Source organism: Mycobacterium sp. 852002-50816_SCH5313054-b (assembly GCF_001667185.1).
Classification (GTDB): domain Bacteria; phylum Actinomycetota; class Actinomycetes; order Mycobacteriales; family Mycobacteriaceae; genus Mycobacterium.
In genome coordinates, this window is the sequence record NZ_LZIC01000076.1 from 35,538 (window position 1) to 60,976 (window position 25,439).

At 68.7% G+C, this 25,439-nt stretch carries 25 protein-coding genes and 1 pseudogene; 21 read left to right on the top strand and 5 right to left on the bottom strand.

The window, feature by feature from the left end; genetic code table 11:
- Nucleotides 1-8 precede the first annotated feature (8 nt).
- The 20 genes and pseudogenes from A5787_RS16810 to nuoN all read left to right on the top strand — a co-directional run bounded on the left by A5787_RS16810 (nt 9) and on the right by nuoN (nt 19,732).
- Nucleotides 9-1,256: an acyl-CoA dehydrogenase family protein gene (locus tag A5787_RS16810; protein WP_066968955.1), complete on the top strand. Its 1,248-nt coding sequence runs from the start codon at nt 9-11 to the stop codon at nt 1,254-1,256.
- Nucleotides 1,253-2,242, top strand: coding sequence for a phosphotransferase family protein (locus A5787_RS16815; RefSeq protein ID WP_066968957.1), 990 nt, complete (start codon nt 1,253-1,255; stop codon nt 2,240-2,242). Before A5787_RS16810 ends, A5787_RS16815 begins: the two co-directional genes overlap by 4 nt.
- Nucleotides 2,239-2,580 carry a DUF6285 domain-containing protein gene (locus A5787_RS16820; protein WP_066968959.1) on the top strand — a complete coding sequence of 114 codons (342 nt, stop codon included), beginning with the start codon at nt 2,239-2,241 and terminating at the stop codon, nt 2,578-2,580. The genes A5787_RS16815 and A5787_RS16820 overlap by 4 nt, the downstream gene beginning before the upstream one ends.
- Before the next feature lie 8 nt (nt 2,581-2,588).
- Nucleotides 2,589-2,978 (top strand): nuclear transport factor 2 family protein, encoded by a 390-nt coding sequence (locus A5787_RS16825; protein ID WP_066968961.1) that lies wholly within the window; start codon nt 2,589-2,591, stop codon nt 2,976-2,978.
- Nucleotides 2,979-3,013: 35 nt separating this feature from the next.
- Nucleotides 3,014-3,550 (top strand): YceI family protein, encoded by a 537-nt coding sequence (locus A5787_RS16830; protein ID WP_066969103.1) that lies wholly within the window; start codon nt 3,014-3,016, stop codon nt 3,548-3,550.
- Nucleotides 3,551-3,579: 29 nt separating this feature from the next.
- Nucleotides 3,580-3,978, top strand: a pseudogene (locus A5787_RS16835) (hypothetical protein).
- Between the two features lie 265 nt (nt 3,979-4,243).
- Nucleotides 4,244-4,621: an NADH-quinone oxidoreductase subunit A gene (locus A5787_RS16840; RefSeq protein WP_066968963.1), complete on the top strand. Its 378-nt coding sequence runs from the start codon at nt 4,244-4,246 to the stop codon at nt 4,619-4,621.
- An 8-nt stretch (nt 4,622-4,629) separates the two neighbouring features.
- Nucleotides 4,630-5,184, top strand: coding sequence for an NADH-quinone oxidoreductase subunit B family protein (locus A5787_RS16845; RefSeq protein ID WP_066968965.1), 555 nt, complete (start codon nt 4,630-4,632; stop codon nt 5,182-5,184).
- Complete coding sequence (locus A5787_RS16850; RefSeq protein WP_066968967.1) at nt 5,181-5,909, top strand: NADH-quinone oxidoreductase subunit C; 729 nt, start codon at nt 5,181-5,183, stop codon at nt 5,907-5,909. The genes A5787_RS16845 and A5787_RS16850 overlap by 4 nt, the downstream gene beginning before the upstream one ends.
- Nucleotides 5,909-7,213, top strand: a complete 1,305-nt coding sequence (gene nuoD / locus A5787_RS16855) for an NADH dehydrogenase (quinone) subunit D (protein WP_066968969.1) — start codon at nt 5,909-5,911, stop codon at nt 7,211-7,213. The genes A5787_RS16850 and nuoD overlap by 1 nt, the downstream gene beginning before the upstream one ends.
- Nucleotides 7,210-7,974, top strand: coding sequence for an NADH-quinone oxidoreductase subunit NuoE (nuoE, locus tag A5787_RS16860; RefSeq protein ID WP_066968971.1), 765 nt, complete (start codon nt 7,210-7,212; stop codon nt 7,972-7,974). The genes nuoD and nuoE overlap by 4 nt, the downstream gene beginning before the upstream one ends.
- Nucleotides 7,974-9,317, top strand: coding sequence for an NADH-quinone oxidoreductase subunit NuoF (gene nuoF / locus A5787_RS16865; protein WP_066968974.1), 1,344 nt, complete (start codon nt 7,974-7,976; stop codon nt 9,315-9,317). Before nuoE ends, nuoF begins: the two co-directional genes overlap by 1 nt.
- A gap of 49 nt (nt 9,318-9,366) precedes the next feature.
- Entirely contained in the window at nt 9,367-11,781 is a 2,415-nt protein-coding gene (locus tag A5787_RS16870; RefSeq protein WP_066968975.1) for an NADH-quinone oxidoreductase subunit G, read from the top strand.
- Between the two features lie 5 nt (nt 11,782-11,786).
- Entirely contained in the window at nt 11,787-13,043 is a 1,257-nt protein-coding gene (gene nuoH / locus A5787_RS16875) for an NADH-quinone oxidoreductase subunit NuoH (protein ID WP_156763987.1), read from the top strand.
- The gene (nuoI, locus tag A5787_RS16880; RefSeq protein WP_066968979.1) at nt 13,036-13,581 is read left to right on the top strand and encodes an NADH-quinone oxidoreductase subunit NuoI; all 546 of its coding nucleotides are present in this window, start codon (nt 13,036-13,038) and stop codon (nt 13,579-13,581) included. Before nuoH ends, nuoI begins: the two co-directional genes overlap by 8 nt.
- The gene (locus A5787_RS16885) at nt 13,578-14,387 is read left to right on the top strand and encodes an NADH-quinone oxidoreductase subunit J (protein ID WP_066968981.1); all 810 of its coding nucleotides are present in this window, start codon (nt 13,578-13,580) and stop codon (nt 14,385-14,387) included. Before nuoI ends, A5787_RS16885 begins: the two co-directional genes overlap by 4 nt.
- Entirely contained in the window at nt 14,384-14,683 is a 300-nt protein-coding gene (nuoK, locus tag A5787_RS16890) for an NADH-quinone oxidoreductase subunit NuoK (RefSeq protein ID WP_047313174.1), read from the top strand. Before A5787_RS16885 ends, nuoK begins: the two co-directional genes overlap by 4 nt.
- Nucleotides 14,684-14,694: 11 nt before the next feature.
- On the top strand, nt 14,695-16,581 hold the full coding sequence (nuoL, locus tag A5787_RS16895) for an NADH-quinone oxidoreductase subunit L (protein ID WP_369829125.1): 1,887 nt from the start codon (nt 14,695-14,697) through the stop codon (nt 16,579-16,581).
- Nucleotides 16,575-18,155: an NADH-quinone oxidoreductase subunit M gene (locus tag A5787_RS16900; RefSeq protein WP_066968983.1), complete on the top strand. Its 1,581-nt coding sequence runs from the start codon at nt 16,575-16,577 to the stop codon at nt 18,153-18,155. Before nuoL ends, A5787_RS16900 begins: the two co-directional genes overlap by 7 nt.
- Nucleotides 18,152-19,732, top strand: a complete 1,581-nt coding sequence (gene nuoN / locus A5787_RS16905) for an NADH-quinone oxidoreductase subunit NuoN (protein WP_066968985.1) — start codon at nt 18,152-18,154, stop codon at nt 19,730-19,732. Before A5787_RS16900 ends, nuoN begins: the two co-directional genes overlap by 4 nt.
- Nucleotides 19,733-19,758: 26 nt before the next feature.
- Here nuoN and A5787_RS16910 read toward each other — a convergent pair whose 3' ends face one another.
- The 5 genes from A5787_RS16910 to A5787_RS16930 are packed head-to-tail and all read right to left on the bottom strand — an operon-like array spanning nt 19,759 to nt 23,898.
- On the bottom strand, nt 19,759-20,205 hold the full coding sequence (locus tag A5787_RS16910; RefSeq protein WP_066968987.1) for a hypothetical protein: 447 nt from the start codon (nt 20,203-20,205) through the stop codon (nt 19,759-19,761).
- Between the two features lie 7 nt (nt 20,206-20,212).
- On the bottom strand, nt 20,213-21,481 hold the full coding sequence (locus tag A5787_RS16915) for a DUF58 domain-containing protein (RefSeq protein WP_066968989.1): 1,269 nt from the start codon (nt 21,479-21,481) through the stop codon (nt 20,213-20,215).
- Between the two features lie 7 nt (nt 21,482-21,488).
- Nucleotides 21,489-22,466 carry a MoxR family ATPase gene (locus A5787_RS16920; protein ID WP_066968991.1) on the bottom strand — a complete coding sequence of 326 codons (978 nt, stop codon included), beginning with the start codon at nt 22,464-22,466 and terminating at the stop codon, nt 21,489-21,491.
- A complete protein-coding gene (locus tag A5787_RS16925; protein ID WP_066968993.1) occupies nt 22,463-22,945 on the bottom strand; it encodes a hypothetical protein in 483 nt (160 codons plus the stop codon). Before A5787_RS16925 ends, A5787_RS16920 begins: the two co-directional genes overlap by 4 nt.
- Nucleotides 22,942-23,898 (bottom strand): DUF4129 domain-containing protein, encoded by a 957-nt coding sequence (locus tag A5787_RS16930; RefSeq protein ID WP_197507188.1) that lies wholly within the window; start codon nt 23,896-23,898, stop codon nt 22,942-22,944. Before A5787_RS16930 ends, A5787_RS16925 begins: the two co-directional genes overlap by 4 nt.
- Nucleotides 23,899-24,047: 149 nt before the next feature.
- On the opposite strand from A5787_RS16930, the gene A5787_RS16935 reads away from it, so the two are divergent.
- Nucleotides 24,048-25,433 (top strand): 13E12 repeat family protein, encoded by a 1,386-nt coding sequence (locus tag A5787_RS16935; RefSeq protein WP_066968995.1) that lies wholly within the window; start codon nt 24,048-24,050, stop codon nt 25,431-25,433.
- Nucleotides 25,434-25,439: the final 6 nt, after the last annotated feature.

Below are 25,439 nucleotides of genomic sequence, written 5' to 3' on the forward strand. Positions count from 1 at the left end.
GAGTCGACATGGATTTCACACTGCCGGAACATCTTCCGGGGGTGCTCGCGGAGATGGACGCATTCATCGAGCGAGAAATCGCCCCGCTGCAGGCCGAGAACATGCAGTACTTCGACCAGCGCAGGGAGCACGCCCGCACCGATTGGGACAACGACGGCATCCCGACGCGCGAGTGGGAGGACCTGCTCGCCGAGATGCGCAGGCGAGCCGACAAGGCGGGCTGGCTGCGCTACGGATTGCCGGCGTCGCTGGGCGGTCGCGACGGCACCAACCTGGACATGGCCGTCATCCGGGAACACCTGGCGCACAAGGGCCTTGGCCTGCACAACGACCTGCAGAACGAATCGTCGATCGTCGGAAATTTCCCGCAGGTGATCATGATGGAGCGCTTCGGCACCGACGAGCAACGCCGCCTGTGGTCGGAGGCGTTGATCACCGGGGAGCGGTCCATGGCGTTCGGCCTCACCGAACCGCAGCACGGCTCCGACGCGACGTGGCTGGAGACGAACGCGCAACGCGACGGCTCGGGCTCTGGAGGCTGGGTGATCAACGGCTCCAAGCGATTCAACACCGGCGTCCACCGCGCGACCCACGACCTGATCTTCGCCCGCACCTCCGGTGAGCCCGGAGCCGCGGTGGGCATCACCGCTTTCCTCGTTCCGACCGACACGCCGGGATTCAACATTCCCTACTACTGGTGGACGTTCAACATGCCCACCGACCACGGCGAAGTCGAGCTGACCGACGTGCGGGTGCCCGCCGATGCGGTGCTCGGGGAGGTGGACCGTGGGCTGGAGGTGGCGCAAACGTTCTTGCACGAGAACCGGATTCGGCAGGCGGCCAGCAGCCTGGGGGCCGCGCAATACTGCATCGACCGCGCCGCCGATTACGCCGGCAAGCGCGCGGTGTTCGGCAAGCCACTCTCGGTCAACCAGGCCGTGCAATGGCCGCTGGCCGAGCTGCAGACCGAGGCCCAGATGGTGCGGCTGCTGGTGGCCTACGCGGCCTGGCACCTGGACCGTGACCACCACATGGAGGTCTCGGACAAGGTGTCGATGGCCAACTACCGCGCCAACCGGCTGGTCTGCGACGCCGCCGACCGGGCCATGCAGATCTTCGGCGGCCTGGGCTACAGCCGCCACGAACCGTTCGAGCACATCTACCGCCACCACCGCCGCTACCGGATCACCGAGGGCGCCGAGGAGATCCAGATCCGCCGGGTGGCGCAGCGGCTGTTCAAGTTCGGCCACAGGTGACCGACACCCACGAGCTGGCCGGCAAGCTGGCGCGGGTGCTGGCGCCCGCGCTCGGCGCGGGCGTCGCGATCGAACAGCTGCGCGCGTTGACCGGCGGCGCCAGCCGCACCACGTGGGCGTTCGATGCCGTCACCGGCGACGGGCGCCGTGCGCTCATCCTGCGCACCGGCCCGCCCGACGACGTGCACGCCGGCATGGAGCTCGAGGCCCGCGCCCAGGCCGCGGCCGCCGTGGCCGGCGCACCGGTCCCCCACATCCTGGTCGCCGACGATTCGGTTGCCGCGCTGGGCAACCCGTTTCTGATCTGCGACGAGATCGAGGGCGAGACCATCGTCCGGCGCATCCAGCGTCGGCTCGAGGCCGACGGCGGGCACGCGCACCGAACGGAGCTGCTGCGGCAGTGCGCGGGGGCGCTGGCCGCCATCCACCGGGCCGACCCGGAAATCCCCGGCCTGGCCCACGAGGACCAACTCGTGCAGTGGCGCGAGCGGCTCGACGCCATGGGCGACACCACCGCCACCTTCGAATGGGCATTCCGCTGGCTGGCCGCCCACCGGCCGCAACCGTCGGCCCCGGTCCTGGTGCACGGGGACTATCGGATGGGCAACCTGATCGTCGACGGGTCACAGCTGGCCGCCGTCCTCGACTGGGAACTGGTGCACATCGGCGAGGCGTGCGAAGACCTGGCCTGGTTCTGCATCCGGGCGTGGCGGTTCGGCGCCCCGGCCAGCCTGGGGGCGGGGGGCCTCGGCAGCGTCGAAAGCTTCGTGCGGTCCTACGAGGAGTCCAGCGCGACTACCGTCGACCGGGTGGCGTTGCACTGGTGGCTGGTGCTGGCCACGCTGCGTTGGGGCGTCATCTGCCGCTACCAGGCCGAGCGGCACCTCAGCGGCGAGTTCCGCTCGGTGGAGCTGGCGACGATCGGCCGGCGCGTCTGCGAGACGGAGTGGGACCTGCTCGATCTGCTCGAGGAGGTGCGGCCGTGATCGGCGCCTACGGCCGGCCGCTCGCGGCCGAACTCGTGGCCGCGGTGGCCGAATTCCTGGAAACCGACGTCCGGGAGGCGACCGGCGGACAGGTCAACTTTCACGCCAGGGTGGCCGCCAACGCGTTGCGCATCGTCGAGCGCGAACTGCTCGACGAGGGCGAGGCGGAGACCGGTGCCGCGCTGGCCGGCTTGGGTTACGCCGATGAGGAGCAACTCGCCGCCGCGATCCGGGCCGGCGAGCTGGACGGGCGCGCCGACGAGCTCACCGCCTGCCTGCGCACGCTGGTGCGAAACCGGCTGGCGGTAGCCCACCCCGGATACGACCAGACAGACTAGGAGCCACCATGCCGACCACCACGGCGGAAACCATCGTCGACGCGGCCGACCGCCTGTTCGCGGCGATCGAGCGGGGCGACGTGGCGGGCGTCGATCGCCTGTGGAGCAACGACATTGCGGTGTGGCGCGTCGGCGCGCACCGCGACAACGACAAGGTGCGCGCGATGCGGGTCATCGACTGGTTCATCACCGCGACCACCCGGCGTCGCTACGAGATCCTGGACCGCCAACTTTTCGACGGCGGCTTTGTCCAGCAGCACGTCCTGCACGCCACGGGCCATGCCGGCCAATCGATCTCCATGCGGGTCTGCATCGTGATCAGGGTGAGCACGGGCGGCCTGATCGACCGGATCGACGAATACTTCGACCCCGCCGAGATCGCGCCACTGCTCGACTAACGGTTAGATTCGCCACGAGTCAGATGGGGGTGACGATGACGACTCTGGAAACGCTGCTGCACGATCCCGATGTGGCCGGCGTCTGGAACATCGTTCCGGAACGCTCGGCCATCACCTTCAAGGTCAGAAACTTCTGGGGCCTGCTGAACGTCAAGGGCCGCTTCACCGAGTTCACCGGCGACGGGCAGCTGACCGGCAACGGCGCCGTTTTCGGCCGCCTCGACATCCGGGCCGCGTCGCTGAGCACGGGCATCGGCCGCCGCGACACACACCTGCGCTCGGCCGACTTCTTCGACGTCGAGCGCTTCGGTGAGATCAGCGTCGTCATCACCGCGGTGCACCCGACCAAGGGGAACGCCGCGGAGCTGCGCGCCAACTTCACGATCAAAGGCGTCACGGCGCCGTTGCCCCTGCCCGTCACGGTCACCGAACTCGAGGACGGCTCGATCCAGATCTCCGGCGAGACCAAGGTCGATCGGTCCCAATTCGATCTGGGCTGGAACAGGTTCGGCATGGTCGGCGCGACGGCGACGGCGGCCGCGCAGGCGGTTTTCGTTCGGGCGGCCCGGTAGGGCGGCCTCGCCACCGCTACCATCTGAGCGTGGCCGACTCCACCCCCCTGCGGATCCTTGTCTACAGCGACAACGCCGAAACCCGTGAGGAAGTGATGCGGGCGTTGGGCAAGCAGCTGCACCCGGACCTCCCCGAGCTGAGCTACGTCGAGGTGGCGACGGGCCCGATGGTGATCCGCACGATGGACGAGGGTGGCATCGACTTGGCCATCCTCGACGGGGAAGCCACCCCGACCGGCGGCATGGGCATCGCCAAACAGCTCAAGGACGAACTGGCGACGTGCCCGCCCATCGTGGTGCTCACGGGCCGCCGCGACGACGCGTGGCTGGCCACCTGGTAGCGCGCCGAGGGCGCGGTGCCGCACCCGCTGGACCCCATCGTGCTGGGCCGCACGGTGCTTGGGCTGCTCCGCACTCCCGCTCGCTAAGCGTTTAGCGCTTTCACCTGCGCCGACACGAAAACACAGGCCGGGTGGGCGGTCGCTCAGCATCCGCGACGTGTCGCGCCCGGATGCGGGCACGTTAAAACCGGGCTAATAGCACCACCCCGGGCATGTGGGCCAGCCGCAACGACGCTATGTTGAAGGTCACTGTGACGGGCTACGGACCCGGTTCGTCACAGCAGCCCGGTTACCGCCTGGCCGCCCGCTCAGTTTGGGAAGGCGGCCACATTCCGACGGATCATGGAGCGAGTTGAACGTCTACATACCCATCCTGGTGCTAGGCGCGATCGCCACCGCGTTTGCCGTGGGCTCGGTCGCGATCGCGAGTTTGGCGGGCCCGAGCCGTTACAACAAGTCGAAGCTGGCGGCCTACGAGTGCGGCATCGAGCCCACCGAAACCCCCGTGAGCGGGCCGCACGCGACGGCCGGGCAGCGGTTCCCGGTGAAGTACTACCTGACCGCGATGCTGTTCATCGTCTTCGACATCGAAATCGTGTTCTTGTATCCCTGGGCGGTCAGCTACGACGCGCTGGGGACCTTCGCGCTGGTCGAGATGGTGGTGTTCATGCTCACGGTCTTCGTGGCGTACGCCTATGTGTGGCGCCGCGGCGGCCTGACGTGGGATTGAGGTAAGACGTGGGCCTGGAAGAACAGCTGCCCGGCGGCATCCTGCTGTCGACTGTCGAGAAGGTGGCGGGCTACGTCCGCAAGAACTCGCTGTGGCCGGCCACCTTCGGGCTGGCCTGCTGCGCAATCGAGATGATGGCGACCGCCGGTCCGAGGTTCGACATCGCGCGATTCGGCATGGAGCGGTTCTCGGCCACACCGCGGCAGGCCGACCTGATGATCGTGGCCGGGCGGGTCAGCCAGAAGATGGCCCCGGTGCTGCGGCAGATCTACGACCAGATGGGCGAGCCGAAATGGGTGCTGGCCATGGGCGTGTGCGCGTCGTCGGGCGGGATGTTCAACAACTACTCGATCGTGCAGGGTGTGGACCACGTGGTTCCGGTGGACATTTACCTGCCCGGTTGTCCGCCGCGGCCGGAAATGCTGCTGCACGCAATCCTGAAGCTGCACGAGAAGATTCAAGAGATGCCGCTGGGCGTCAACCGCGAAGAAGCCATCGCCGAGGCCGAACAGGCCGCGCTGGCGGCCCGGCCCACCATCGAGATGCGCGGGCTGCTGCGATGAGTTCGCCGGACCACGACCCGAAGGTAGCGGCCGGCGAAGTGGGCGGATCGGTGCCCACCGCCGACGAAGAGGTCATCGACGTTCGACGCGGCATGTTCGGGGTCAGGGGCACCGGCGACACGTCCGGATACGGGCGACTGGTGCGCGAGGTCACGCTGCCCGGCAGCAGCCCCCGGCCCTACGGCGGTTACTTCGACGACATCGCCGACCGGCTGGCCGAGGCGCTGGACCGCGACGGTGTCGAATTCGAGGACGCGATAGAGAAAGTCGTCGTCTACCGCGACGAGCTGACGCTGCACGTCCGCCGCGATCTGCTGCCGCAGGTCGCCCAGCGGCTGCGCGACGAACCGGAGCTGCGCTTCGAGCTGTGCCTGGGCGTCAACGGCGTGCACTACCCGCACGAGACGGGCCGGGAACTGCACGCCGTCTATCCGCTGCAGTCGATCACCCATAACCGTCGGCTGCGGCTGGAAGTGGCTGCGCCGGACAGTGATCCGCACATCCCCTCGCTGTACGGGGTCTACCCCACCAACGACTGGCACGAGCGGGAAACCTACGACTTCTTCGGGATCATCTTCGACGGCCACCCGTCGCTCACCCGGATCGAGATGCCCGACGACTGGCACGGACATCCGCAGCGCAAGGACTACCCACTGGGTGGCGTCCCGGTGGAATACAAGGGCGCGAAGATTCCCCCACCCGACGAACGCAGAGGCTACAACTGATGAGCGACACTGACACTGACACTGTCCTGGTCGCGGGCGGTCAGGACTGGGACCAGGTCGTGGAGGCCGCCCGCAACGCGGACCCGGGTGAACGCATCGTCGTCAACATGGGCCCCCAGCACCCGTCCACGCACGGGGTGTTGCGCCTGATCCTCGAGATCGAGGGTGAGACCGTCATTTCCGCCCGATGCGGAATCGGCTACCTGCACACCGGGATCGAGAAGAACCTCGAATACCGGTACTGGACCCAGGGCGTCACCTTCGTGACCCGAATGGACTACCTGGCACCGTTTTTCAACGAGACCGCGTACTGCCTGGGCGTGGAGAAGCTGCTCGGCATCACCGACGAGATTCCGGAGCGCGTCAACGTCATCCGGGTGATGATGATGGAGCTCAACCGGATCTCGTCGCATCTGGTCGCGTTGGCCACCGGCGGCATGGAACTGGGCGCGATGACCCCGATGTTCGTCGGCTTCCGCGGGCGCGAGATCGTCCTGAACCTGTTCGAATCCATCACCGGCCTGCGGATGAACAGCGCCTACGTCCGGCCCGGCGGCGTCGCGCAGGACCTGCCGCCGGGCGCGGAAACCGAGATCGCCGAGGCCCTCAAGCAGTTGAAGCAGCCGCTGCGCGAAATGGGCGAGCTGCTCAACGAAAACGCCATCTGGAAGGCGCGCACCGAGGGCGTGGGTTACCTGGACCTGACCGGCTGCATGGCCCTGGGCATCACCGGCCCGATCCTGCGTTCCACCGGTCTGCCGCATGACCTGCGCAAGAGCGAGCCCTACTGCGGCTACGAGAACTACGAGTTCGACGTGATCACCGACGACGGCTGTGATGCGTACGGGCGCTACATCATTCGCGTCAAAGAGATGTGGGAGTCGATCAAGATCGTGGAGCAGTGTCTGGACAAGTTGCGGCCGGGCCCGACGATGATCTCCGACCGCAAGATCGCGTGGCCGGCCGACCTCACGGTGGGCCCGGACGGCATGGGGAACTCACCCGAGCACATCGCGAAGATCATGGGCAGCTCGATGGAGGCCCTGATCCATCACTTCAAGCTGGTCACCGAGGGCATTCGCGTTCCCGCGGGCCAGGTTTACACCGCGGTGGAATCGCCCCGCGGCGAGCTCGGGGTGCACATGGTCAGCGACGGCGGCACCCGGCCCTACCGCGTGCATTACCGGGACCCGTCCTTCACCAACCTGCAAGCGGTCGCCGCGATGTGCGAGGGTGGGATGGTCGCCGACCTGATCGCCGCGGTCGCCAGCATCGACCCGGTGATGGGCGGGGTCGACCGATGACGGGTCCGCAGGGTCAGCCGGTGTTCATCCGGCTCGGGCCGCCGCCCGAGGAGCCCAACGCGTTCGTGACCGAGGGTGCGCCGCAGTCGTATTCGCCGGAGGTGCGGGCCCGGCTCGAGGTCGACGCCAAAGAGATCATGGGCCGCTACCCCAACAAGCGCTCGGCGCTGCTGCCGCTGCTGCACCTGGTCCAATCCGAGGACTCGTACCTGACCCCGGCGGGCCTGGAGTTCTGCGGCGAGCAGCTGGGACTGACCGGCGCCGAAGTGTCCGCGGTGGCAAGCTTTTACACGATGTACCGCCGCGGACCGACCGGCGATTACCTGGTGGGTGTCTGCACCAACACGCTGTGCGCGGTGATGGGCGGCGACGCCATCTTCGAAACGCTGGTCAACCATCTCGGCGTCCGCAACGACCAGACCACCCCCGACGGCAAGATCACCCTGCAACACATCGAGTGCAACGCCGCGTGCGACTTCGCCCCGGTCGTGATGGTCAACTGGGAGTTCTTCGACAACCAGACGCCCGAGTCGGCGCGCGAACTGGTCGACTCGCTGCGCTCCGGCGAGCCCGCCTCGCCCACCCGCGGGGCTCCGCTGTGCGCCTTCCGCGAGACGTCGCGCATCCTGGCCGGCCTGCCCGACGAGCGCCCCGACCAGGGCCAGGGCGGCGCCGGCCCCGCGACCTTGGCCGGCCTGCAGGTGGCGAGGGAGCTCGGCATGGAGGCGCCCGAAACCCCGTCGTCCGGGAAGGATCGGTGATGGCCGCCCCCACCGCCCAGGCGACGCCGTTGACCCCGGTGATCAGCCGCTTCTGGGACGATCCCGAGTCGTGGACGTTGGAGACCTACCGCCGCAACGACGGCTACCAGGCCATGCAGAAAGCGCTGAGCATGGAGCCCGACGAGGTGATGGGGGTCGTCAAGGACTCCGGCCTGCGCGGCCGCGGCGGCGCGGGCTTCTCGACGGGGACGAAATGGTCGTTCATCCCGCAGGGCGACACCGGCGCTGCCGCCAAGCCGCACTATCTGGTGGTCAACGCCGACGAGTCGGAACCCGGTACGTGCAAAGACATTCCGCTGATGCTGGCGACGCCGCACGTGCTCATCGAGGGCGTCATCATCGCCGCCTACGCGATCCGGGCCAGCCACGCGTTCATCTACGTGCGCGGTGAGGTGCTGCCGGTGTTGCGCCGGTTGCAGAACGCGGTGGCCGAGGCCTATGCCGCCGGTTACCTGGGCCGCGACATCAACGGTTCCGGCTTCGACCTCGAGCTGGTGGTGCACGCCGGCGCGGGCGCCTACATCTGCGGCGAGGAGACCGCGCTGCTCGACTCCCTGGAGGGACGGCGCGGGCAGCCGCGGCTGAGGCCGCCGTTCCCCGCGGTGGCCGGCCTCTACGGCTGCCCGACGGTGATCAACAACGTCGAGACGATCGCCAGCGTCCCGCCGATCATCCTCAACGGCGCCGAATGGTTCCGCTCGATGGGCACCGAGAAATCGCCTGGCTTCACGCTGTATTCGCTGTCCGGGCACGTCACCCGACCGGGCCAGTACGAGGCCCCGCTCGGGATCACACTGCGGGAGTTGCTCGCCTACGCCGGCGGTGTGCGGGCGGGGCACCGGCTCAAGTTCTGGACGCCCGGCGGGTCGTCGACGCCGCTGCTCACCGACGAGCACCTCGACGTGCCACTGGACTACGAGGGCGTGGGCGCCGCCGGCTCGATGCTGGGCACCAAGGCGCTGGAGATCTTCGACGAGACAACCTGTGTCGTGCGCGCGGTGCGCCGCTGGACCGAGTTCTACAAGCACGAATCGTGCGGGAAGTGCACGCCGTGCCGCGAGGGCACCTTCTGGCTGGACAAGATCTACGAGCGGCTGGAAACCGGCTCAAAAACCAACCCGGCCACCAGCGAGGACATCGACAAATTGATGGACATCTCCGACACCATCCTCGGAAAGTCGTTCTGCGCGTTGGGTGACGGCGCCGCCAGCCCGGTGATGTCGTCGATCCAGTACTTCCGCGACGAGTACGTCGCCCACGTCGAGGGGGGCGGCTGCCCCTTCGATCCCCGGGATTCCATGCTCAACGGGGGTAATGCGTGACCCGCGCCGGCGACGATGCAGAACGAAGTGATGAGAAGGAGCGGCGCGCATGACCCAGGCGGCCAAGCCTCAGACCGGCGACGGGGTGAGCCAGGAGATGGTGACGCTGACCATCGACGGCGCCGAGATCAGCGTGCCCAAGGGGACTCTGGTGATCCGCGCGGCCGAGCTGATGGGCGTCCAGATCCCGCGGTTCTGCGACCACCCGCTGCTGGACCCGGTGGGCGCGTGCCGCCAGTGCCTGGTCGAGGTCGAGGGACAGCGCAAGCCGATGGCGTCGTGCACGACGGTCGCCACCGACGACATGGTGGTGCGCACCCAGCTCACCTCCGAGGCCGCGGACAAGGCCCAGCACGGCGTCATGGAGCTGCTGCTGATCAACCATCCGCTGGACTGCCCGATGTGCGACAAGGGCGGCGAATGCCCGCTGCAAAACCAGGCAATGTCCAACGGCCGCACCGACTCCCGCTTCACCGACGTCAAGCGCACCTTCGCCAAGCCGATCAACATCTCCGCGCAGGTGCTGCTGGATCGCGAACGCTGCATCCTGTGCGCCCGCTGCACCCGGTTCTCCGAGCAGATCGCCGGCGACCCGTTCATCGACATGCAGGAGCGCGGCGCCCTGCAACAGGTCGGCATTTACGCCAATGAGCCGTTCGACTCCTACTTTTCGGGCAACACCGTGCAGATCTGCCCGGTGGGGGCGCTGACCGGGACCGCGTACCGCTTCCGGGCCCGCCCCTTCGACCTGGTGTCCAGCCCGAGCGTGTGTGAGCACTGCGCCTCGGGCTGCGCGCAGCGCACCGACCACCGCCGCGGGAAGGTGCTGCGCCGGTTGGCCGGCGACGACCCCGAAGTCAACGAGGAATGGAACTGCGACAAGGGCCGGTGGGCGTTCAACTACGCGACCCAGCCGGACGTGATCAGCACCCCGCTCATCCGGGACGCGAACGGCGAGCTGCAGCCGGCGTCGTGGTCGCACGCGATCGTCGCGGCGGTCGAGGGGCTCGAGGCGGCCCGGGGGCGCACCGGCGTGCTGGTCGGCGGCCGCGCGACCTGGGAAGACGCCTACGCGTACAGCAAGTTCGCCCGAATCACTCTGGACACCAACGACATCGACTTCCGCGCCCGCCCGCATTCGGCCGAGGAGGCCGACTTCCTGGCGGCGCGGGTGGCCGGCCGGCCGGTGACGGTCAGCTACGCCGACCTGGAGACCGCGCCGGTGGTGGTGCTGGTCGGCTTCGAGCCGGAAGACGAGTCGCCCATCGTGTTCCTGCGGCTGCGCAAGGCCGCCCGCAAGCACGGGATGCCCGTGTACGCGATCGCGCCGTTCGCCACCCGCGCGCTGACGAAGTTGTCGGGCCGGCTGATCAAGACCGTTCCCGGCGCCGAAGCGGCCGCGCTGGACGGGCTCTCCGGCGGCGAGGTGGGTGAGCTGCTGTCCAAACCGGGCGCCGTCATCATGGTCGGCGAACGCCTGGCCACGGCCCCCGGCGGGCTGTCCGCCGCGGCCCGGCTCGCCGACGCCACCGGCGCCCGGCTGGCGTGGGTGCCGCGCCGGGCGGGCGAGCGCGGCGCGCTGGAGGCCGGCGCGCTGCCCACGCTGCTGCCGGGCGGCCGCCCGGTCGCCGACGACGCCGCTCGGGCGCAGGTCGCGGCGGCCTGGAACGTCGACGAATTGCCTTCCGCGGCAGGGCGCGACGCCGAGGCCATCCTGGCCGCGGCCACCGACGGGTCCCTGGCGGCGCTGCTGGTCGGCGGCATCGAGCCGAACGACTTCGCCGATCCCGACGCGGTGCTGGCCGCGCTGGACGCCGCCGGTTTCGTGGTCAGCCTGGAGTTGCGGCACAGCCCGGTCACCGAACGCGCCGACGTGGTGTTCCCGGTCGCGCCGACGACGCAGAAGTCCGGCGCGTTCGTCAACTGGGAGGGCCGCTATCGCGGGTTCGCGCCCGCGCTGCACGGCACCACCCAGCAGGCCCGCCAGTCGGATCACAAGGTGCTCGACACGCTGGCCGACGAGATGGGCGTCTACCTGGGGACGACCACCGTCGAGGCGGCCCGCGAGGAACTGTCCAGGTTGGGGACCTGGGACGGCGAACACGCCGCGGGCCCGCAGGTCGCCAGTCCGGAACCGAGTAAGCCGGGGCAGGGTGAGGCCGTGCTGAGCGGATGGCGGCTGCTGCTCGACGAGGGCCGTCTGCAGGACGGCGAACCGCACTTGGCCGGCACCGCGCGCAAGCCAGTAGTCCGGCTGTCGGCCGACACCGCCGCCGAGATCGGCGCCGCCGACGGCGACAACGTCACGGTGAGCACCTCGCGCGGATCGATCAGCCTGCCGCTGAACATCACCGACATGCCCGACCGGGTGGTGTGGCTGCCGCTGAACTCGCCGGGTTCGGCGGTGCACCGGAAATTGGGCGTGACCATCGGCAGCACAGTGAAAATCGGAGTGGGCGTATGACCGGGTTGGCCGCCTTCGGGCACGACACCTGGTGGTTGGTGCTGGGCAAGGCGCTGGCCATCTTCGTGTTCCTCATGCTCAACGTGCTGGTCGCGATCCTGCTCGAGCGCAAGATTCTCGGCTGGATGCAGCTGCGGCCCGGCCCCAACCGGGTGGGGCCATGGGGTGCCCTGCAGAGCCTGGCCGACGGGATCAAGCTGGCGCTCAAGGAGAGCATCACCCCGGGCGGCATCGACAAGTTCGTTTACTTTGCGGCGCCGGTCTTTTCGGTGATCCCCGCGTTTACCGCGTTCGCGTTCATTCCGTTCGGCCCGGTGGTGTCGGTGTTCGGTCACCGCACGCCCTTGCAGCTGACCGACCTGCCGGTCGCGGTGCTGTTCATCCTGGGGCTCTCGGCGATCGGCGTCTACGGCATCGTGCTCGGCGGCTGGGCGTCCGGTTCGACCTACCCCTTGCTGGGCGGGGTGCGCTCCACGGCCCAGGTCATCTCGTATGAGGTCGCGATGGGGCTGTCTTTCGCGGCGGTGTTCCTCTACGCCGGCTCCATGTCGACGTCGCAGATCGTGGCCGCCCAAGACCGGGTCTGGTACGTCTTCCTGTTGCTGCCGTCGTTCGTGATCTATTTGATCTCCATGGTCGGCGAGACCAACCGGGCGCCCTTCGACCTGCCCGAGGCCGAGGGCGAGCTGGTGGCGGGTTTCCACACCGAGTACTCGTCGCTGAAGTTCGCGATGTTCATGCTGGCCGAGTACGTCAACATGATGACGGTGTCGTCGCTGGCGACGGCCATGTTCTTCGGCGGTTGGCACGCGCCCTGGCCGCTGAACATGTGGGCGGGGGCCAACACCGGCTGGTGGCCGGTGCTCTGGTTCACCGCCAAGATGTGGACCTTCCTGTTCATCTACTTCTGGCTGCGCGCCAGCCTGCCCCGGTTGCGCTACGACCAGTTCATGGCGCTGGGCTGGAAATTGCTGATCCCGGCCTCCCTGGTGTGGGTGCTGATCGCGGCGGTGATCCGCACGGCACGCAACCAGGGATACGCGCATTGGACGCCGGTGCTCGTGGCCAGCAGCATCGTCGTGGCCGGTGCGCTGGTGCTGCTGTTGCGAAAACCGTTCACAGCGCCGAGCATTCGCGCGATGGAGCGGCAGCTGCGCCGGCAGCGCGAAACCCCCTCCCCCGCAATCACCGAGCCTGCCTTCCCGACTCCGCCGCTGCCGGCGCCGAAGGTCGGCGCGAGCAAGGAGGAAGCACGTGCCTAAGTTTCTCGACGCGGTAGCCGGGTTCGGCGTGACGCTCGGCTCGATGTTCAAAAAGCGCGTCACCGAGGGATATCCGGAGAAGCCGGGCCCGGTCGCGCCGCGCTATCACGGCCGGCACCAACTCAACCGGTACCCCGACGGCCTGGAAAAGTGCATCGGCTGCGAGTTGTGCGCCTGGGCGTGCCCCGCCGACGCGATCTACGTCGAGGGCGCCGACAACACCGAGGAGCTGCGGTACTCGCCGGGTGAACGCTATGGCCGCGTGTACCAGATCAACTACCTGCGCTGCATCGGCTGCGGCCTGTGCATCGAGGCCTGCCCCACCAGGGCGCTGACGATGACCAACGACTACGAAATGGCCGACGACAACCGCGCCGACCTCATCTACGAGAAGGACCGACTGCTCGCCCCCCTGCTGCAGGACATGCTCGCGCCGCCGCACCCGCGGGCGGCCGGCGCCACCGACAAGGACTACTACCAGGGCAACGTGACCGCGCAGGGGCTGCAGGAGCGCGAGAACGCCGGAGACACAAGATGACCGCGACGCTCGCCTTGAATCTGGCGTCCGACGCCATCGTTCGCACCTCCACCGGCGAGGCGGTCACGTTCTGGGTGCTGGGCGCCGTGGCGCTGATCGGCGCGCTGGGCGTCGTGTTGGCGGTCAACGCCGTCTACTCGGCGATGTTCTTGGCGATGACGATGATCATCCTGGCGGTGTTCTACATGATCCAGGACGCGGTGTTTCTGGGTGTCGTCCAGGTCGTGGTCTATACCGGCGCGGTGATGATGCTGTTCCTGTTCGTGCTGATGCTGATCGGCGTGGACTCCGCGGAGTCACTCAAGGAGACGCTGCGCGGGCAGCGCGTCGCGGCGGTGCTGACGGGCGTCGGGTTCGGCATCCTGCTGCTGGCCGGCATCGGCAACGTGGCGACCGGCGGTCACCCGGGTTTTGCGGGGCTGACCACCGCCAACGCCAACGGCAACGTGGAAGGCCTGGCCGCACTGATCTTTTCGCGTTACCTCTGGGCGTTCGAGCTGACCAGCGCGTTGCTGATCACCGCGGCCGTCGGCGCGATGGTGCTGGCGCACCGCGAGCGTTTCGAACGCCGCAAGACCCAGCGCGAGCTGTCCGAGGAACGCTTCCGCCCCGGCGGGCGCGCCACCCCGCTGCCCAACCCCGGTGTGTACGCACGCCACAACGCGGTCGACGTCGCCGCGATGCTGCCCGACGGCTCCTACTCGGAGTTGTCGGTCTCCCCGATCCTGCGGATCCGGGGCGCGGACGGCAAGGAGACCCCAGCCGGGGCCGTGCAGGGTTCTGTTTCGGGGGCAGGTGCGTCGTGAATCCGGCGAATTACCTGTACCTTTCGGCGCTGCTCTTCACCATCGGTGCCGCGGGCGTGCTGTTGCGTCGCAACGCCATCGTGATGTTCATGTGCGTGGAGCTCATGCTCAACGCCGTCAACCTGGCGTTCGTCACCTTCGCGCGGATGCACGGCCACCTCGACGGCCAGATGATCGCCTTCTTCACGATGGTGGTGGCCGCGTGCGAGGTCGTCGTCGGCCTGGCCATCATCATGACGATTTTCCGTGCCCGCAAATCCGCGTCGGTCGACGACGCGAACCTACTCAAAGGCTGACCAACGCCACGATGACTGACTACACCTGGCTGCTGGTGGCACTGCCATTGGCGGGTGCCGCGATCTTGTTGTTCGGGGGCAGGCGCACCGACGGGTGGGGACACCTGCTGGGCTGCGCCACCGCGCTGGCGGCATTCGGCGTCGGGCTGAGCCTGCTGACCGAGCTGCTCGGCCGCGGCGCGGACGACCGGGTCATCCACCAGAAGGTGTTCACCTGGATTCCCGTCGGCCAGCTGCAGGTGGACCTCGGCCTGCAGATCGACCAGCTGTCGGTGTGTTTCGTGCTGCTGATCTCCGGGGTGGGGTCGCTGATCCACATCTATTCGGTCGGCTACATGGCCGAAGAACCAGACCGCCGACGGTTTTTCGGCTACCTCAACCTGTTCCTGGCCTCGATGCTGCTGCTGGTCGTCGCCGACAACTACGTGGTGCTCTACGTCGGCTGGGAGGGCGTCGGCCTGGCCTCCTACCTGCTCATCGGCTTCTGGTACCACAAGCCCACGGCGGCCACCGCGGCCAAGAAGGCGTTCGTGATGAACCGGGTCGGGGACGCCGGCCTCGCCCTCGGAATGTTCTTGATGTTCAGCACCTTCGGCACGCTGTCGTACGCCGGGGTGTTCGCCGGCGCGCCCGCCGCCGGCCGGGGCGCCTTGACCGCGATGGGATTGCTGCTGCTGCTGGGCGCCTGCGCGAAATCCGCGCAGGTTCCGCTGCAGGCCTGGTTGGGCGACGCGATGGAGGGCCCGACGCCGGTGTCCGCGCTGATCCACGCCGCCACCATGGTGACCGCCGGCGTGTACCTGATCGTGCGGTCCAACCCGCTCTACAACCTGTCGCCCGACGCACAACTCGGCGTGGTCATCGTCGGCGCCGTCACCCTGCTGTTCGGGGCGTTCATCGGCTGCGCCAAGGACGACATCAAGCGCGCCCTGGCGGCATCGACGATGAGCCAGATCGGCTATATGGTGCTCGCCGCCGGCCTCGGCCCGGCCGGCTACGCCTTTGCGATCATGCACCTGCTCACCCACGGTTTCTTCAAGGCCGGCCTGTTCCTCGGCTCCGGCGCGGTGATCCACGCGATGCACGAGGAGCAGGACATGCGGCGCTACGGCGGCCTGCGCAAGGCCCTGCCGATCACCTTCGCCACGTTCGGTCTGGGCTACCTGGCGATCATCGGCGTGCCACCGTTCGCGGGCTTCTTCTCCAAAGACAAGATCATCGAGGCGGCGCTGTCCTCCGGGGACACCCGGGGCTACGTGCTGGGTGGGGCGGCGCTGCTGGGTGCCGGCGTCACCGCCTTCTACATGACCCGCGTCATGCTGATGACCTTCTTCGGTGAAAAGCGTTGGGCCCCGGGTAGCCATCCGCACGAGGCGCCGGCCGTGATGGCGTGGCCGATGATCCTGCTCGCCGTCGGCTCGGCGTTCTCCGGCCTGCTGCTGTGGTGGGGAGGCGCCCTGCAGCACTGGCTCGAACCCGTCGTCGGGATACGCGAAGAGGCCGCGCATGCCCTGCCGGCCTGGGTCACCACCGTCGTCGCGCTGGGTGTCGTCGCGGTCGGCATCGCGGTGGCCTACCGGATGTACGCCACCGCGCCGATCCCCAGGGTCGCCCCGGTCCGCGTCTCGGCGCTCACGACGGCCGCGCGCGCCGACCTGTACGGCGATGCCTTCAACGAGGAGGTGTTCATGCGCCCTGGTGCGCAACTGACCGAAGCGCTGGTCGAACTCGACAACGCGGGCGTCGACGGCTCGGTCAACGCGCTGGCGGCGCTGATAAGCCGGACGTCAAACGGCCTGCGGCGCTTCCAAACCGGCTTCGCCCGCAACTACGCGTTGTCCATGCTGGCCGGCGCGGTGCTGGTGGTCGCGCTGATCCTGGCGGTGCGGGGATGGTGAACTCGCACGTGCCGTGGCTGAGCGTCCTGTGGCTGCTGCCGCTGGCCGGCTCGCTGCTGATCATCCTGCTGCCTCCCGGGCTGCGGCAGCTCGCCAAGTGGGCCGGCCTGGTGGTCGGCGTGCTGACGCTGGCGGTGGCGATCGTCGTCACGGTCGGATTCAAGACCGGCGGCCCCACCTACCAATTCGTGGAAAGCCACAAGTGGATCCCGGCGTTCGGCGCCGGTTACTCCCTCGGCGTCGACGGCATCGCCGTCGTGCTGGTGCTGCTGACCGCGGTGCTGATCCCGCTGCTGCAGGTGGCCGGCTGGAACGACGGCGGCAAGGGCACCCGCGGCGTGCACGCCTACGTCGCGCTGACGCTGGCCATCGAATCGATGGTGCTGGTTTCGGTGGTCGCGCTGGACGTGTTGCTGTTCTACGTGTTCTTCGAGGCCATGCTGGTGCCGATGTACTTCCTGATCGGCGGCTTCGGCGGCGGCCCGGGCAGGTCGCGCGCGGCGGTGAAGTTCTTGCTGTACAACCTGTTCGGCGGCCTGATCATGCTGGCGGCCGTCATCGGGCTCTACGTGGTGACCGCGCAGCACGGTTCGGGCACCTTCGACTTCCGCGACATCGTCGCCGGCGTCGCGTCGGGGCGCTACGGCGCCGACCCCGCGGTGTTCAAGGCGCTGTTCCTCGGCTTCATGTTCGCCTTCGCGATCAAGGCGCCGCTGTGGCCGTTCCACCGCTGGCTGCCCGACGCCGCCGTCGAGGCCACGCCGGCGACCGCGGTGCTGATGATGGCGGTGATGGACAAGGTCGGCACCTTCGGCATGCTGCGCTACTGCCTGCAGCTGTTCCCGAGCGCCTCAACGTATTTCCGGCCGCTGATCATCGTGCTGGCCGTGATCGGGGTGATCTACGGCGCGGTCGTGGCGATCGGCCAGGCCGACATCATGCGCCTGATCGCCTACACCTCGATCTCCCACTTCGGGTTCATCATCCTGGGCATCTTCGTGATGACCACGCAGGGACAGAGCGGGTCGACGCTGTACATGCTCAACCACGGCCTGTCCACCGCGGCGGTGTTCCTGATCGCGGGCTTCCTGATCTCGCGGCACGGCAGCCGGGCGATCGCCGACTACGGCGGCGTGCAGAAGGTGGCACCCATCCTGGCGGGCACGTTCCTCGTGTCGGCGATGGCCACCCTGTCGCTCCCGGGCCTGGCGCCGTTCATCAGCGAATTCCTGGTCCTGCTGGGCACTTTCAACCGGTACTGGCTGGCGGCGGCGTTCGGCGTCACCGCGTTGGTCCTCTCGGCGATCTACATGTTGTGGCTCTACCAGCGGGTGATGACCGGGCCGGTGGCCGCCGGCAACGAACGCATCGGCGACCTGAAGGCGCGCGAGCTGATCGTCGTGGCCCCACTCATCGCGCTGTTGCTCGGGCTCGGCATCTACCCCAAGCCGGTGCTGGACCTGATCAATCCCGCCGTCGAGAACACGATGACCACCATCGGCCAGCATGACCCCGCACCGAGCGTGCGACCGGGTACTGGCGTACCGCGCACAGCCGAAGGACCGCACCGATGACCCTTCCCACCCCCAGCGTCGAGTACTTCCTGCTCGGCCCGATGCTCATCGTCTTCGGCGTCGCTATCGCCGCGGTGCTCGTGGAAGCGTTCGCGCCCAGGCGGATTCGCTACGCCACCCAGGTGACGCTGGCCCTCGCCGGCCTGGTAGCGGCGTTCTTTGCGGACGTGGAGGTCGCCGAGTCGATCCCTGCGTCGGGTCGCGCCACCGTGCTGGGCGCGGTGGCCATCGACCGGCCGACGCTGTACCTGCAGGGCACCGTCCTGCTGGTCGCCGTCCTGGCGGTGATCTTCATCGCCGAACGGACGCAGGCCAGGGCGGAGAGCAAGGTCACGGTCGCGGCCGGTTCGGCCGGGTTGGATTCCTTTACGCCGCAGGCGTCCGCGGTTCCGGGCAGCGACGCCGAGCGCGAGGCGGAGCGGGCCGGGGCCGCGCAGACCGAGCTCTTCCCCCTGCTGATGCTGTCCGTCGGCGGCATGATGGTGTTCCCGGCGTCCAACGACCTGCTGACGATGTTCGTCGCGCTGGAGGTCCTGTCGCTGCCCCTGTACCTGATGTGCGGGCTGGCGCGTCATCGCCGCCTGCTGTCCCAGGAAGCGGCGATGAAGTACTTCCTGCTGGGCGCGTTCTCCTCGGCGTTCTTCCTCTACGGCGTGGCGTTGCTCTACGGCGCGACCGGCACGCTGCTGCTGTCGGGGATCCGGGATGCCCTTGCCGCGCATGGTGATAGCTCGATGGCGTTGATCGGCGTCGCGCTGCTGTCGGTCGGGTTGCTGTTCAAGGTGGGCGCGGTGCCGTTCCACTCCTGGATTCCCGACGTCTACCAGGGCGCACCCACCCCGATCACCGGGTTCATGGCGGCGGCCACCAAGGTGGCGGCGTTCGGCGCGCTGCTCCGGGTGGTCTACGTGGCGCTGCCCCCGCTGCACGATCAATGGCGCCCGGTGCTGTGGACGATTTCGATCCTGACGATGGCGGTGGGCACCATCACGGCCGTCAACCAGACCGACGTCAAGCGGATGCTGGCCTATTCGTCCGTCGCGCACGTGGGTTTCATCCTCACCGGCGTGATCGCGGACAACGCGACGGGCCTTTCGGCTACGTTGTTCTATCTGGTCGCCTACAGCTTCAGCACCGTCGGCGCGTTCGCCATCGTGGGCCTGATTCGCAACGCCGACGGCGTCGAGGACGCTACGCTGGCGCACTGGGCCGGGCTCGGACAGCGCTCCCCCATTGTGGGCGTGATGTTTTCGATGTTCCTGCTGGCGTTCGCCGGCATCCCGCTGACGAGCGGCTTCGTCAGCAAGCTCGCGGTGTTCAAGGCCGCCGCCCAGGGTGGCGCGGTGCCGCTGGTCATCGTCGGTGTCGTCGCGAGCGGCGTCGCCGCGTACTTCTACGTGCGAGTCATCGTCTCGATGTTCTTCACCGAGGCAACCGACGACACCCCGCACGTGGTGGCGCCGGGCATCCTCAGCAAGGCCGCGATCGCCGTATGCGCCTTGGTCACGGTGCTTTTGGGGATCTTCCCGCAGCCGCTGCTCGACCTGGCCGATCAGGCAGCCCAGCTGCTGCACTGATCCTCGGTGTTTGAGTCTTTTTGCGCTCAGGTCACGAACGGGCGCGTCGCCAGGACGTAGATCGCCAGCACTCCCAGCGGCGCGGCCAGCGGCAACCACGGCAACTGTAGCGGGAACGCGGCCGCCGCCAGCCCCGCGCAGGTAAAGCCAACGGCCGCAACCGCCGTCGGCCAGCTCCACATCACCCCGCCGGGCGTCGCCGCCGCATGGCGGCAGACCAGGTAGGCGGCGGCACAAAGCCCGGACCAGGCGGCGAAGACGAGCGACGGATCCGACGCCACGATCGTCGCCACGGACAGCAGCACCGCAATCGTCGCCGCAGGGCGCGCGGCCACTCCGGCGCCCACCGCCACCAGGGCCGCCACCGCCGCGACGAGCGCCGGTCCGTGCGAGCCGACGGCGGCGAGCCCGACCATGAGCACGCCGAAGATCGTCGAGATCGCCAGTGTGGCCGAACGCGGGATCGATTTCATACCACCGCTATCCCCTCAGCCGTCCCCGCACGCTATGGCGGCGATCCGGCAGCACGCCCATCGACTGATCCAGCGTGCTGTCTCCCCGCCAACCCACGATGTCCACGCCGACGGTCGCCATGTCGCGATACATGGCGGAGCGCTGCAGCGCCCACATCCGATCGATCAGGGGATCCTGCTGGGTTTCGAAGGGTGAGGTGTCGAGGATGTCCACCGCGATCACGACATGACCGCGCTTACGGAGGTCGATCAACGCCAGCGCGAATTCCGTGTCCAGCAGTGTGGAGAACGCGATCACGATGGCGCCAACCGGAACGGCCGCGCGCGGCGCCAGTGTGCCCGTGGTGTTTTCGAATTGGTCGCCGGCGGTCAGCACCGTGTCAAGCACCCGGTAGAACTGGCGCTGCCCGATATCGGCGCCGAGCCAGCGCGGGTGGTTGCCGCCGAGCGCGACGATGCCGGCGCGGTCACCGTGCCGCAACGCGGTCTGCACCACCTGCGCCGCGCCGCGCACGACCCGTTCGGTGGCCTCGGTCGCCGGACCCGCCGGCTGTCGATACGTGTCGATCAGCACCACCACGTCGGCGGCGCGGTCGGTCAGGCGCTGAGTCACGTGCAGTTGGCGGCGGCGCGCGCTCACCGGCCAGTTCACCGCCCGCAGCTGGTCGCCGGGCACGTAGGGGCGAATGTCCGCGTACTCGACGCCCGGCCCGATGTGCCGGGTGAGGTGGGCGCCCAGGCGGTCGAGCAACTCCGTCTGCGGGATCGGCGTCGACTGCGGCGGCGTCAGCGGGAACACGAGGACTTCGGCGGCGTCGACGGTGGCCGTCCCGGTCAGCAACCCGCCGCGCGCGACCACCTCGATGCGGGCGCGCACCGGATAGCGGCCCCAGCGTTGTGCGGTTGCCGCAACGGTTTTCGCGTGGCGGGAAATCGGCTCCAGCGACTCGAGCTCCATGCCGGCGACCGGCGAAACCGTGAGTTCGACCGCCGCGTGCCCGGACGCCCCGCGTTCCTCGGTCACCCAGACTTTGAGCCGCGCCCGCTCGGTTTCGAAGCATCGCTGCGAATCGGGTTCCCCATGCACCCGGATCGTCGGCGCCGGGCGTTGCCAGCTGATCGAACACAGCACGCCGAGCAGTGGAGCCGCGAAGGCGATCAGCTGCCAGCGCGCCCCGATCACGGCGGCGGCCAGCGCGACCCCGGCGCACGTCGCGATCGCGCGCGCCAACGGCGATGCGCGCCAGCGGAACTCGAGTTCGCTGCTGTGGATCACGCCGGTCTCATCCGGCCCCCCCGTGCCCCCCGCCGGTTCGGGGCACCGGCAAGCGCCGCAGCAATTCCCCGACGACGTCGGCGCCCTGGATCTTGCGCACCCACATCTCCGGGCGCAAGGTGATCCGGTGCGCCACGGCCGCAACGGCGAGCGCCTTGACATCTTCCGGGATCACGTAGTCGCGACCGAGCAACAGCGCACGGGCGCGCGCGAGTTGGACGAGGTCGAGTTCGGCGCGGGGGCTGGCGCCCACCGCGACCTGTGGGTGGTGCCGGGTGGCGGTGGCCAGGGAAACCACATAGTGCAAGACGTCCTCGTGCACGGTCACCTGCTCGACCGACTCGCGCATCGCCAGCAGGTCGTGAGCGTCCACCACCTGATTGACCGTGGGCTCGGCCGAACCCCGTTCGAGGCGGCGACGCAGCATCGAGGTCTCGTCGCGCTCCGAGAGGTATCGAAGTTCCAGCCGGATCGCGAACCGATCCAGCTGCGCCTCGGGTAGCGGGTAGGTGCCCTCGTACTCGATCGGGTTATCGGTCGCCAAGACGATGAAAGGTGTTGGCAGCTTGTGGGTTTCGCCGTCGATGCTCACCTGCCCCTCGGCCATCGCCTCCAGCAGCGCCGCCTGCGTCTTCGGCGGCGTGCGGTTGATCTCGTCGGCGAGCAACAGGTTGGTGAAGATGGGGCCGGCCCGGAACGCGAAATGACCCGACTGCATGTCGTAGATCGTCGAGCCGAGCAGGTCCGCGGGCAGCAGGTCCGGGGTGAACTGCACCCGGGTGAATCGCAGCCCCAGCGCGGCCGCGAAGGATCGGGCGATGAGCGTCTTGCCGAGGCCGGGCAGGTCTTCGATGAGCACGTGTCCGCGCGCCAGCACGGCGATCAGGATCAGCGTCAGTGCCGAGCGCTTCCCCACCACCACCCGTTCGATTTCGTCGAGCACCGCCTCGCACTGTGCGGTGGTTGTCGCGGCCGGCAGTGTCATATTTGCTCCAACTTTCGCAGGATCTCTTCCAGCACCGCGCGGCCCGGGCCGGGGTTATGGTCACCGGTGCGCGTGACGTTGTTGGGATTGACCCATTCCCACAGTTCGGCGCCGAAAAGGATCCTGCCGGTCGCGTGATACGCCACGGGGTCCTTGGCTTGCCGTTGGCCCGTTGTCATTTCGTAACGCCGCGCGAGCATGGGACGCAGGTGGCGGTCCCAGTCGACCCGCGTGGAGTCCGACCACCGGATCGTGGTCTCGGTGGTCGCAAGCCAGCGGCGCAATGAATCCCCGAGGTCGTCGTAATCCGGCTCGGTCGCCGGTTCGTTGCCGCGCCCGAGGTAGCGACGCACGTTGAGCAGCACCAGGGCCAGGGCAACGCCCGCGGCCGCCAGCAGGAACCGGCGGCCGTGCAGCAGCAACGCCAACAGCTCGATCCCCACCACCAGGCAAACACCCAGGGCCAACAGCTTTTTCATACCGGGCTCCGCAATTCCGCGAGGACCAGTCGCAGGACGTTCACCGCCACCTCACGATGTTCCTCGGTCATGACGTGCGGGCTGAAACGTGCCTCCTCGAACAGGTTCACCAGCTTTTCCGCGTTATCGGCCTGCAGCGCGTGGTGTTCGACGGCGCGGACGAGGACCTCGGTCGGCGTATCGAAGTCTTGAGGGGCGGCGCCCGGTACGTTGGCCAGCTCCCGCTCCATCGCGGCATAGCAGGCGATGATCGCCTCCCGCGGTTCCCGGCTGAGGTCGCCGATCTCGGCCAGTCCGACCTCGGCGGCGCGGGCCAGCGACTCCGCACGCGGCGCGGGCGCGGGGGACTCGACGTGATCGTCGGCATTGGCGAACGGCGTTGCCGCGCGCCAGCGCCGCCGCGCCATGATCACCGAGCCGGCGACGATCACCAGCATCATCGGGATCGCGCCGGCCAGCAACACCCCGAACATGTCCCCGGAGTTGTTAGGCGGGTGTTGCTGGGGCGGCGGGTTGGCGGGGCGTCCCGACGGCTGCGCGGGCGGGGCCGGGCCGGATACGGAGGGGTCGACGCGGTGCGGCACCAGGTAGTGGACCAGCAACGTCGCGATCAGCAGCCACGCCGCGATCAGCGCGAGCCCGATCAGAATCACGCGCCAGCTCGGGCGGCCCCTGCCGGTGCCGAGCATGTCGGACAGATCTTCCTGCTTGGGTGCCGGCGCACGCGGATCGCGCAACCGCGCGATGACGGCGATCGCCAGCAGCGCCAGGGAGCCGGCGAGGGCAGCTATGACGAAGAGTAGCGCCGCCCGGCCGCCGCCCGGCTCCGTCCGCACGCCACGGCCCTGAGCCGGAAGGTATCCGCGGAGGGCGGCGGCGACAAGGATCATCAGCACGATCAGCACGACGACGCGCCGCGTCGGCTTGTCAATACCGGGCTTTATCACGGGCATGGGCACACCACTCGACCGGTTGCACTGGTTTTCTAATACTTGCATACGCCGGGGCGGGGCTTATCCACAGTTGGGGTTTTATCCACAGGCCGGGGGCGGTGTGGTTTCCGCGTCGGGGTTTTGACGGGGCTGGTTTTTAGCTTGGCGGCATGGGTTCGTGCGTGGGTGCCGAGGAGGCACGGGAGCGCATCGATGCTGCGCTGGCGGCCATCGATGCCGCGCACGACGTGCTGCGCGAGACCAGCTCGGACGTGGTCGGCAACGACTTTCGTATCGAGGTGGCCCGGCGGTTGGAGACCCAGGAGCGGCTTAACCGGGGTCTGATGTATCGGTTCTTCGCCGAGATCGCCGAACCCCCCGACGGCGCCACGGGTACCCCGGCGGTGCGCGGGATGTTGGGTGCGCGGCTGCGCATCACTCCCCAAGAGATCGCGCGCCGGTTCAAGCTGGCGGCGCGGATTCGGCCGCGGCGCTCGCTGACCGGCCCGCCGGTGGCGGCGGAGCTTTCGGCGCTGGCCGCAGCGGTGGAGGCCGGCACGGTCGGTGCGGACCATATCCGCGCGGTGTGCGACGCCGTCGACGTGTTGCCCGCCTGCGTGTCGGCGGCCGACGTGGCCGAGGCGGAGCGCAGGCTGGTGGGGCACGCGTCCAGGCTGGATGCCGGATTGGTCACCAAGCTGGGGAAGCGCATCGCCGACTACCTCAATCCCGACGGGCTGTTCACCGACGAGGACCGGGCGCGCCGACGCTGCCTGCGGCTGGGCCCGCAGGGGCCCGACGGCATGTCGCGGCTATCTGGCGTGCTGGATCCCGAGGCCCGCGCCTACTTCGAGGCCGTCGAGGCCGCCGTGCGTCCCGGCCGCCACCAGCCCGAGGGCGCCGAGCCCGAGAAGCGCGATGAGCGCACCGTCGCCCAGCGCTGTCACGACGCGCTGAAACTCGGCTTCAAGACGGCGATTGATTGCGGTGAGCTCGGAACCCACCGCGGTCACCCGGTCACCGTCATCGTCACCACCACCCTGGCCGAACTCGACCGCGCCGCGGATGCCGTGGTCGACCCGTCGGCCTCCATGCCGGCCCCGGCGCTGACGGGCGCGGGTTCGCGGCTGCCGATGCGGGACCTGATTCGCATGGCCGCCCAAGGGATTCACTATCTTGCGGTGTTCGACGACCACACCGGCCGGCCGCTATATCTGGGTCGCCAAAAACGGATCGCCACCGCAGATCAACGGCTCATCTGCTACGCCCGCGACCGCGGCTGCACCCGCCCCAACTGCCTGGCACCGGGCTACCACTGCGAGGTCCACCACTCACCGGACTGGGCCGCCGGCGGGCGCACCGACGCCGACAAACTGCACTTCGCCTGCGACGCCGACCACGACGACGCCAGCAGCGGCCACTGGCACACCAGCGTCACCGACAACGGCCGACTGGGCTGGACCGACGGCACCGGGCCGCCGCAAGTCAACCGCGCCCACCACCCCGAAGAACTCCTGCGCGGAGACTCCGACCCACCCGACGAGGACGAAAGTTGACGGCGA

Excerpts from the sequence above, each read along its gene's own strand:
- A5787_RS16935 (WP_066968995.1), top strand. The coding sequence starts at position 24,048 with ATGGGTTCGTGCGTGGGTGCCGAGGAGGCACGGGAGCGCATCGATGCT.
- A5787_RS16900 (WP_066968983.1), top strand. The coding sequence starts at position 16,575 with ATGGTGAACTCGCACGTGCCGTGGCTGAGCGTCCTGTGGCTGCTGCCG.
- A5787_RS16910 (WP_066968987.1), bottom strand. The coding sequence starts at position 20,205 with ATGAAATCGATCCCGCGTTCGGCCACACTGGCGATCTCGACGATCTTC.
- nuoN (WP_066968985.1), top strand. The coding sequence starts at position 18,152 with ATGACCCTTCCCACCCCCAGCGTCGAGTACTTCCTGCTCGGCCCGATG.
- nuoF (WP_066968974.1), top strand. The coding sequence starts at position 7,974 with ATGGCCGCCCCCACCGCCCAGGCGACGCCGTTGACCCCGGTGATCAGC.
- A5787_RS16810 (WP_066968955.1), top strand. The coding sequence starts at position 9 with ATGGATTTCACACTGCCGGAACATCTTCCGGGGGTGCTCGCGGAGATG.
- A5787_RS16930 (WP_197507188.1), bottom strand. The coding sequence starts at position 23,898 with ATGCCCGTGATAAAGCCCGGTATTGACAAGCCGACGCGGCGCGTCGTC.
- nuoE (WP_066968971.1), top strand. The coding sequence starts at position 7,210 with ATGACGGGTCCGCAGGGTCAGCCGGTGTTCATCCGGCTCGGGCCGCCG.
- nuoD (WP_066968969.1), top strand. The coding sequence starts at position 5,909 with ATGAGCGACACTGACACTGACACTGTCCTGGTCGCGGGCGGTCAGGAC.
- A5787_RS16870 (WP_066968975.1), top strand. The coding sequence starts at position 9,367 with ATGACCCAGGCGGCCAAGCCTCAGACCGGCGACGGGGTGAGCCAGGAG.
- A5787_RS16850 (WP_066968967.1), top strand. The coding sequence starts at position 5,181 with ATGAGTTCGCCGGACCACGACCCGAAGGTAGCGGCCGGCGAAGTGGGC.
- A5787_RS16925 (WP_066968993.1), bottom strand. The coding sequence starts at position 22,945 with ATGAAAAAGCTGTTGGCCCTGGGTGTTTGCCTGGTGGTGGGGATCGAG.
- A5787_RS16830 (WP_066969103.1), top strand. The coding sequence starts at position 3,014 with ATGACGACTCTGGAAACGCTGCTGCACGATCCCGATGTGGCCGGCGTC.
- nuoL (WP_369829125.1), top strand. The coding sequence starts at position 14,695 with ATGACTGACTACACCTGGCTGCTGGTGGCACTGCCATTGGCGGGTGCC.
- A5787_RS16825 (WP_066968961.1), top strand. The coding sequence starts at position 2,589 with ATGCCGACCACCACGGCGGAAACCATCGTCGACGCGGCCGACCGCCTG.
- A5787_RS16885 (WP_066968981.1), top strand. The coding sequence starts at position 13,578 with ATGACCGCGACGCTCGCCTTGAATCTGGCGTCCGACGCCATCGTTCGC.
- A5787_RS16920 (WP_066968991.1), bottom strand. The coding sequence starts at position 22,466 with ATGACACTGCCGGCCGCGACAACCACCGCACAGTGCGAGGCGGTGCTC.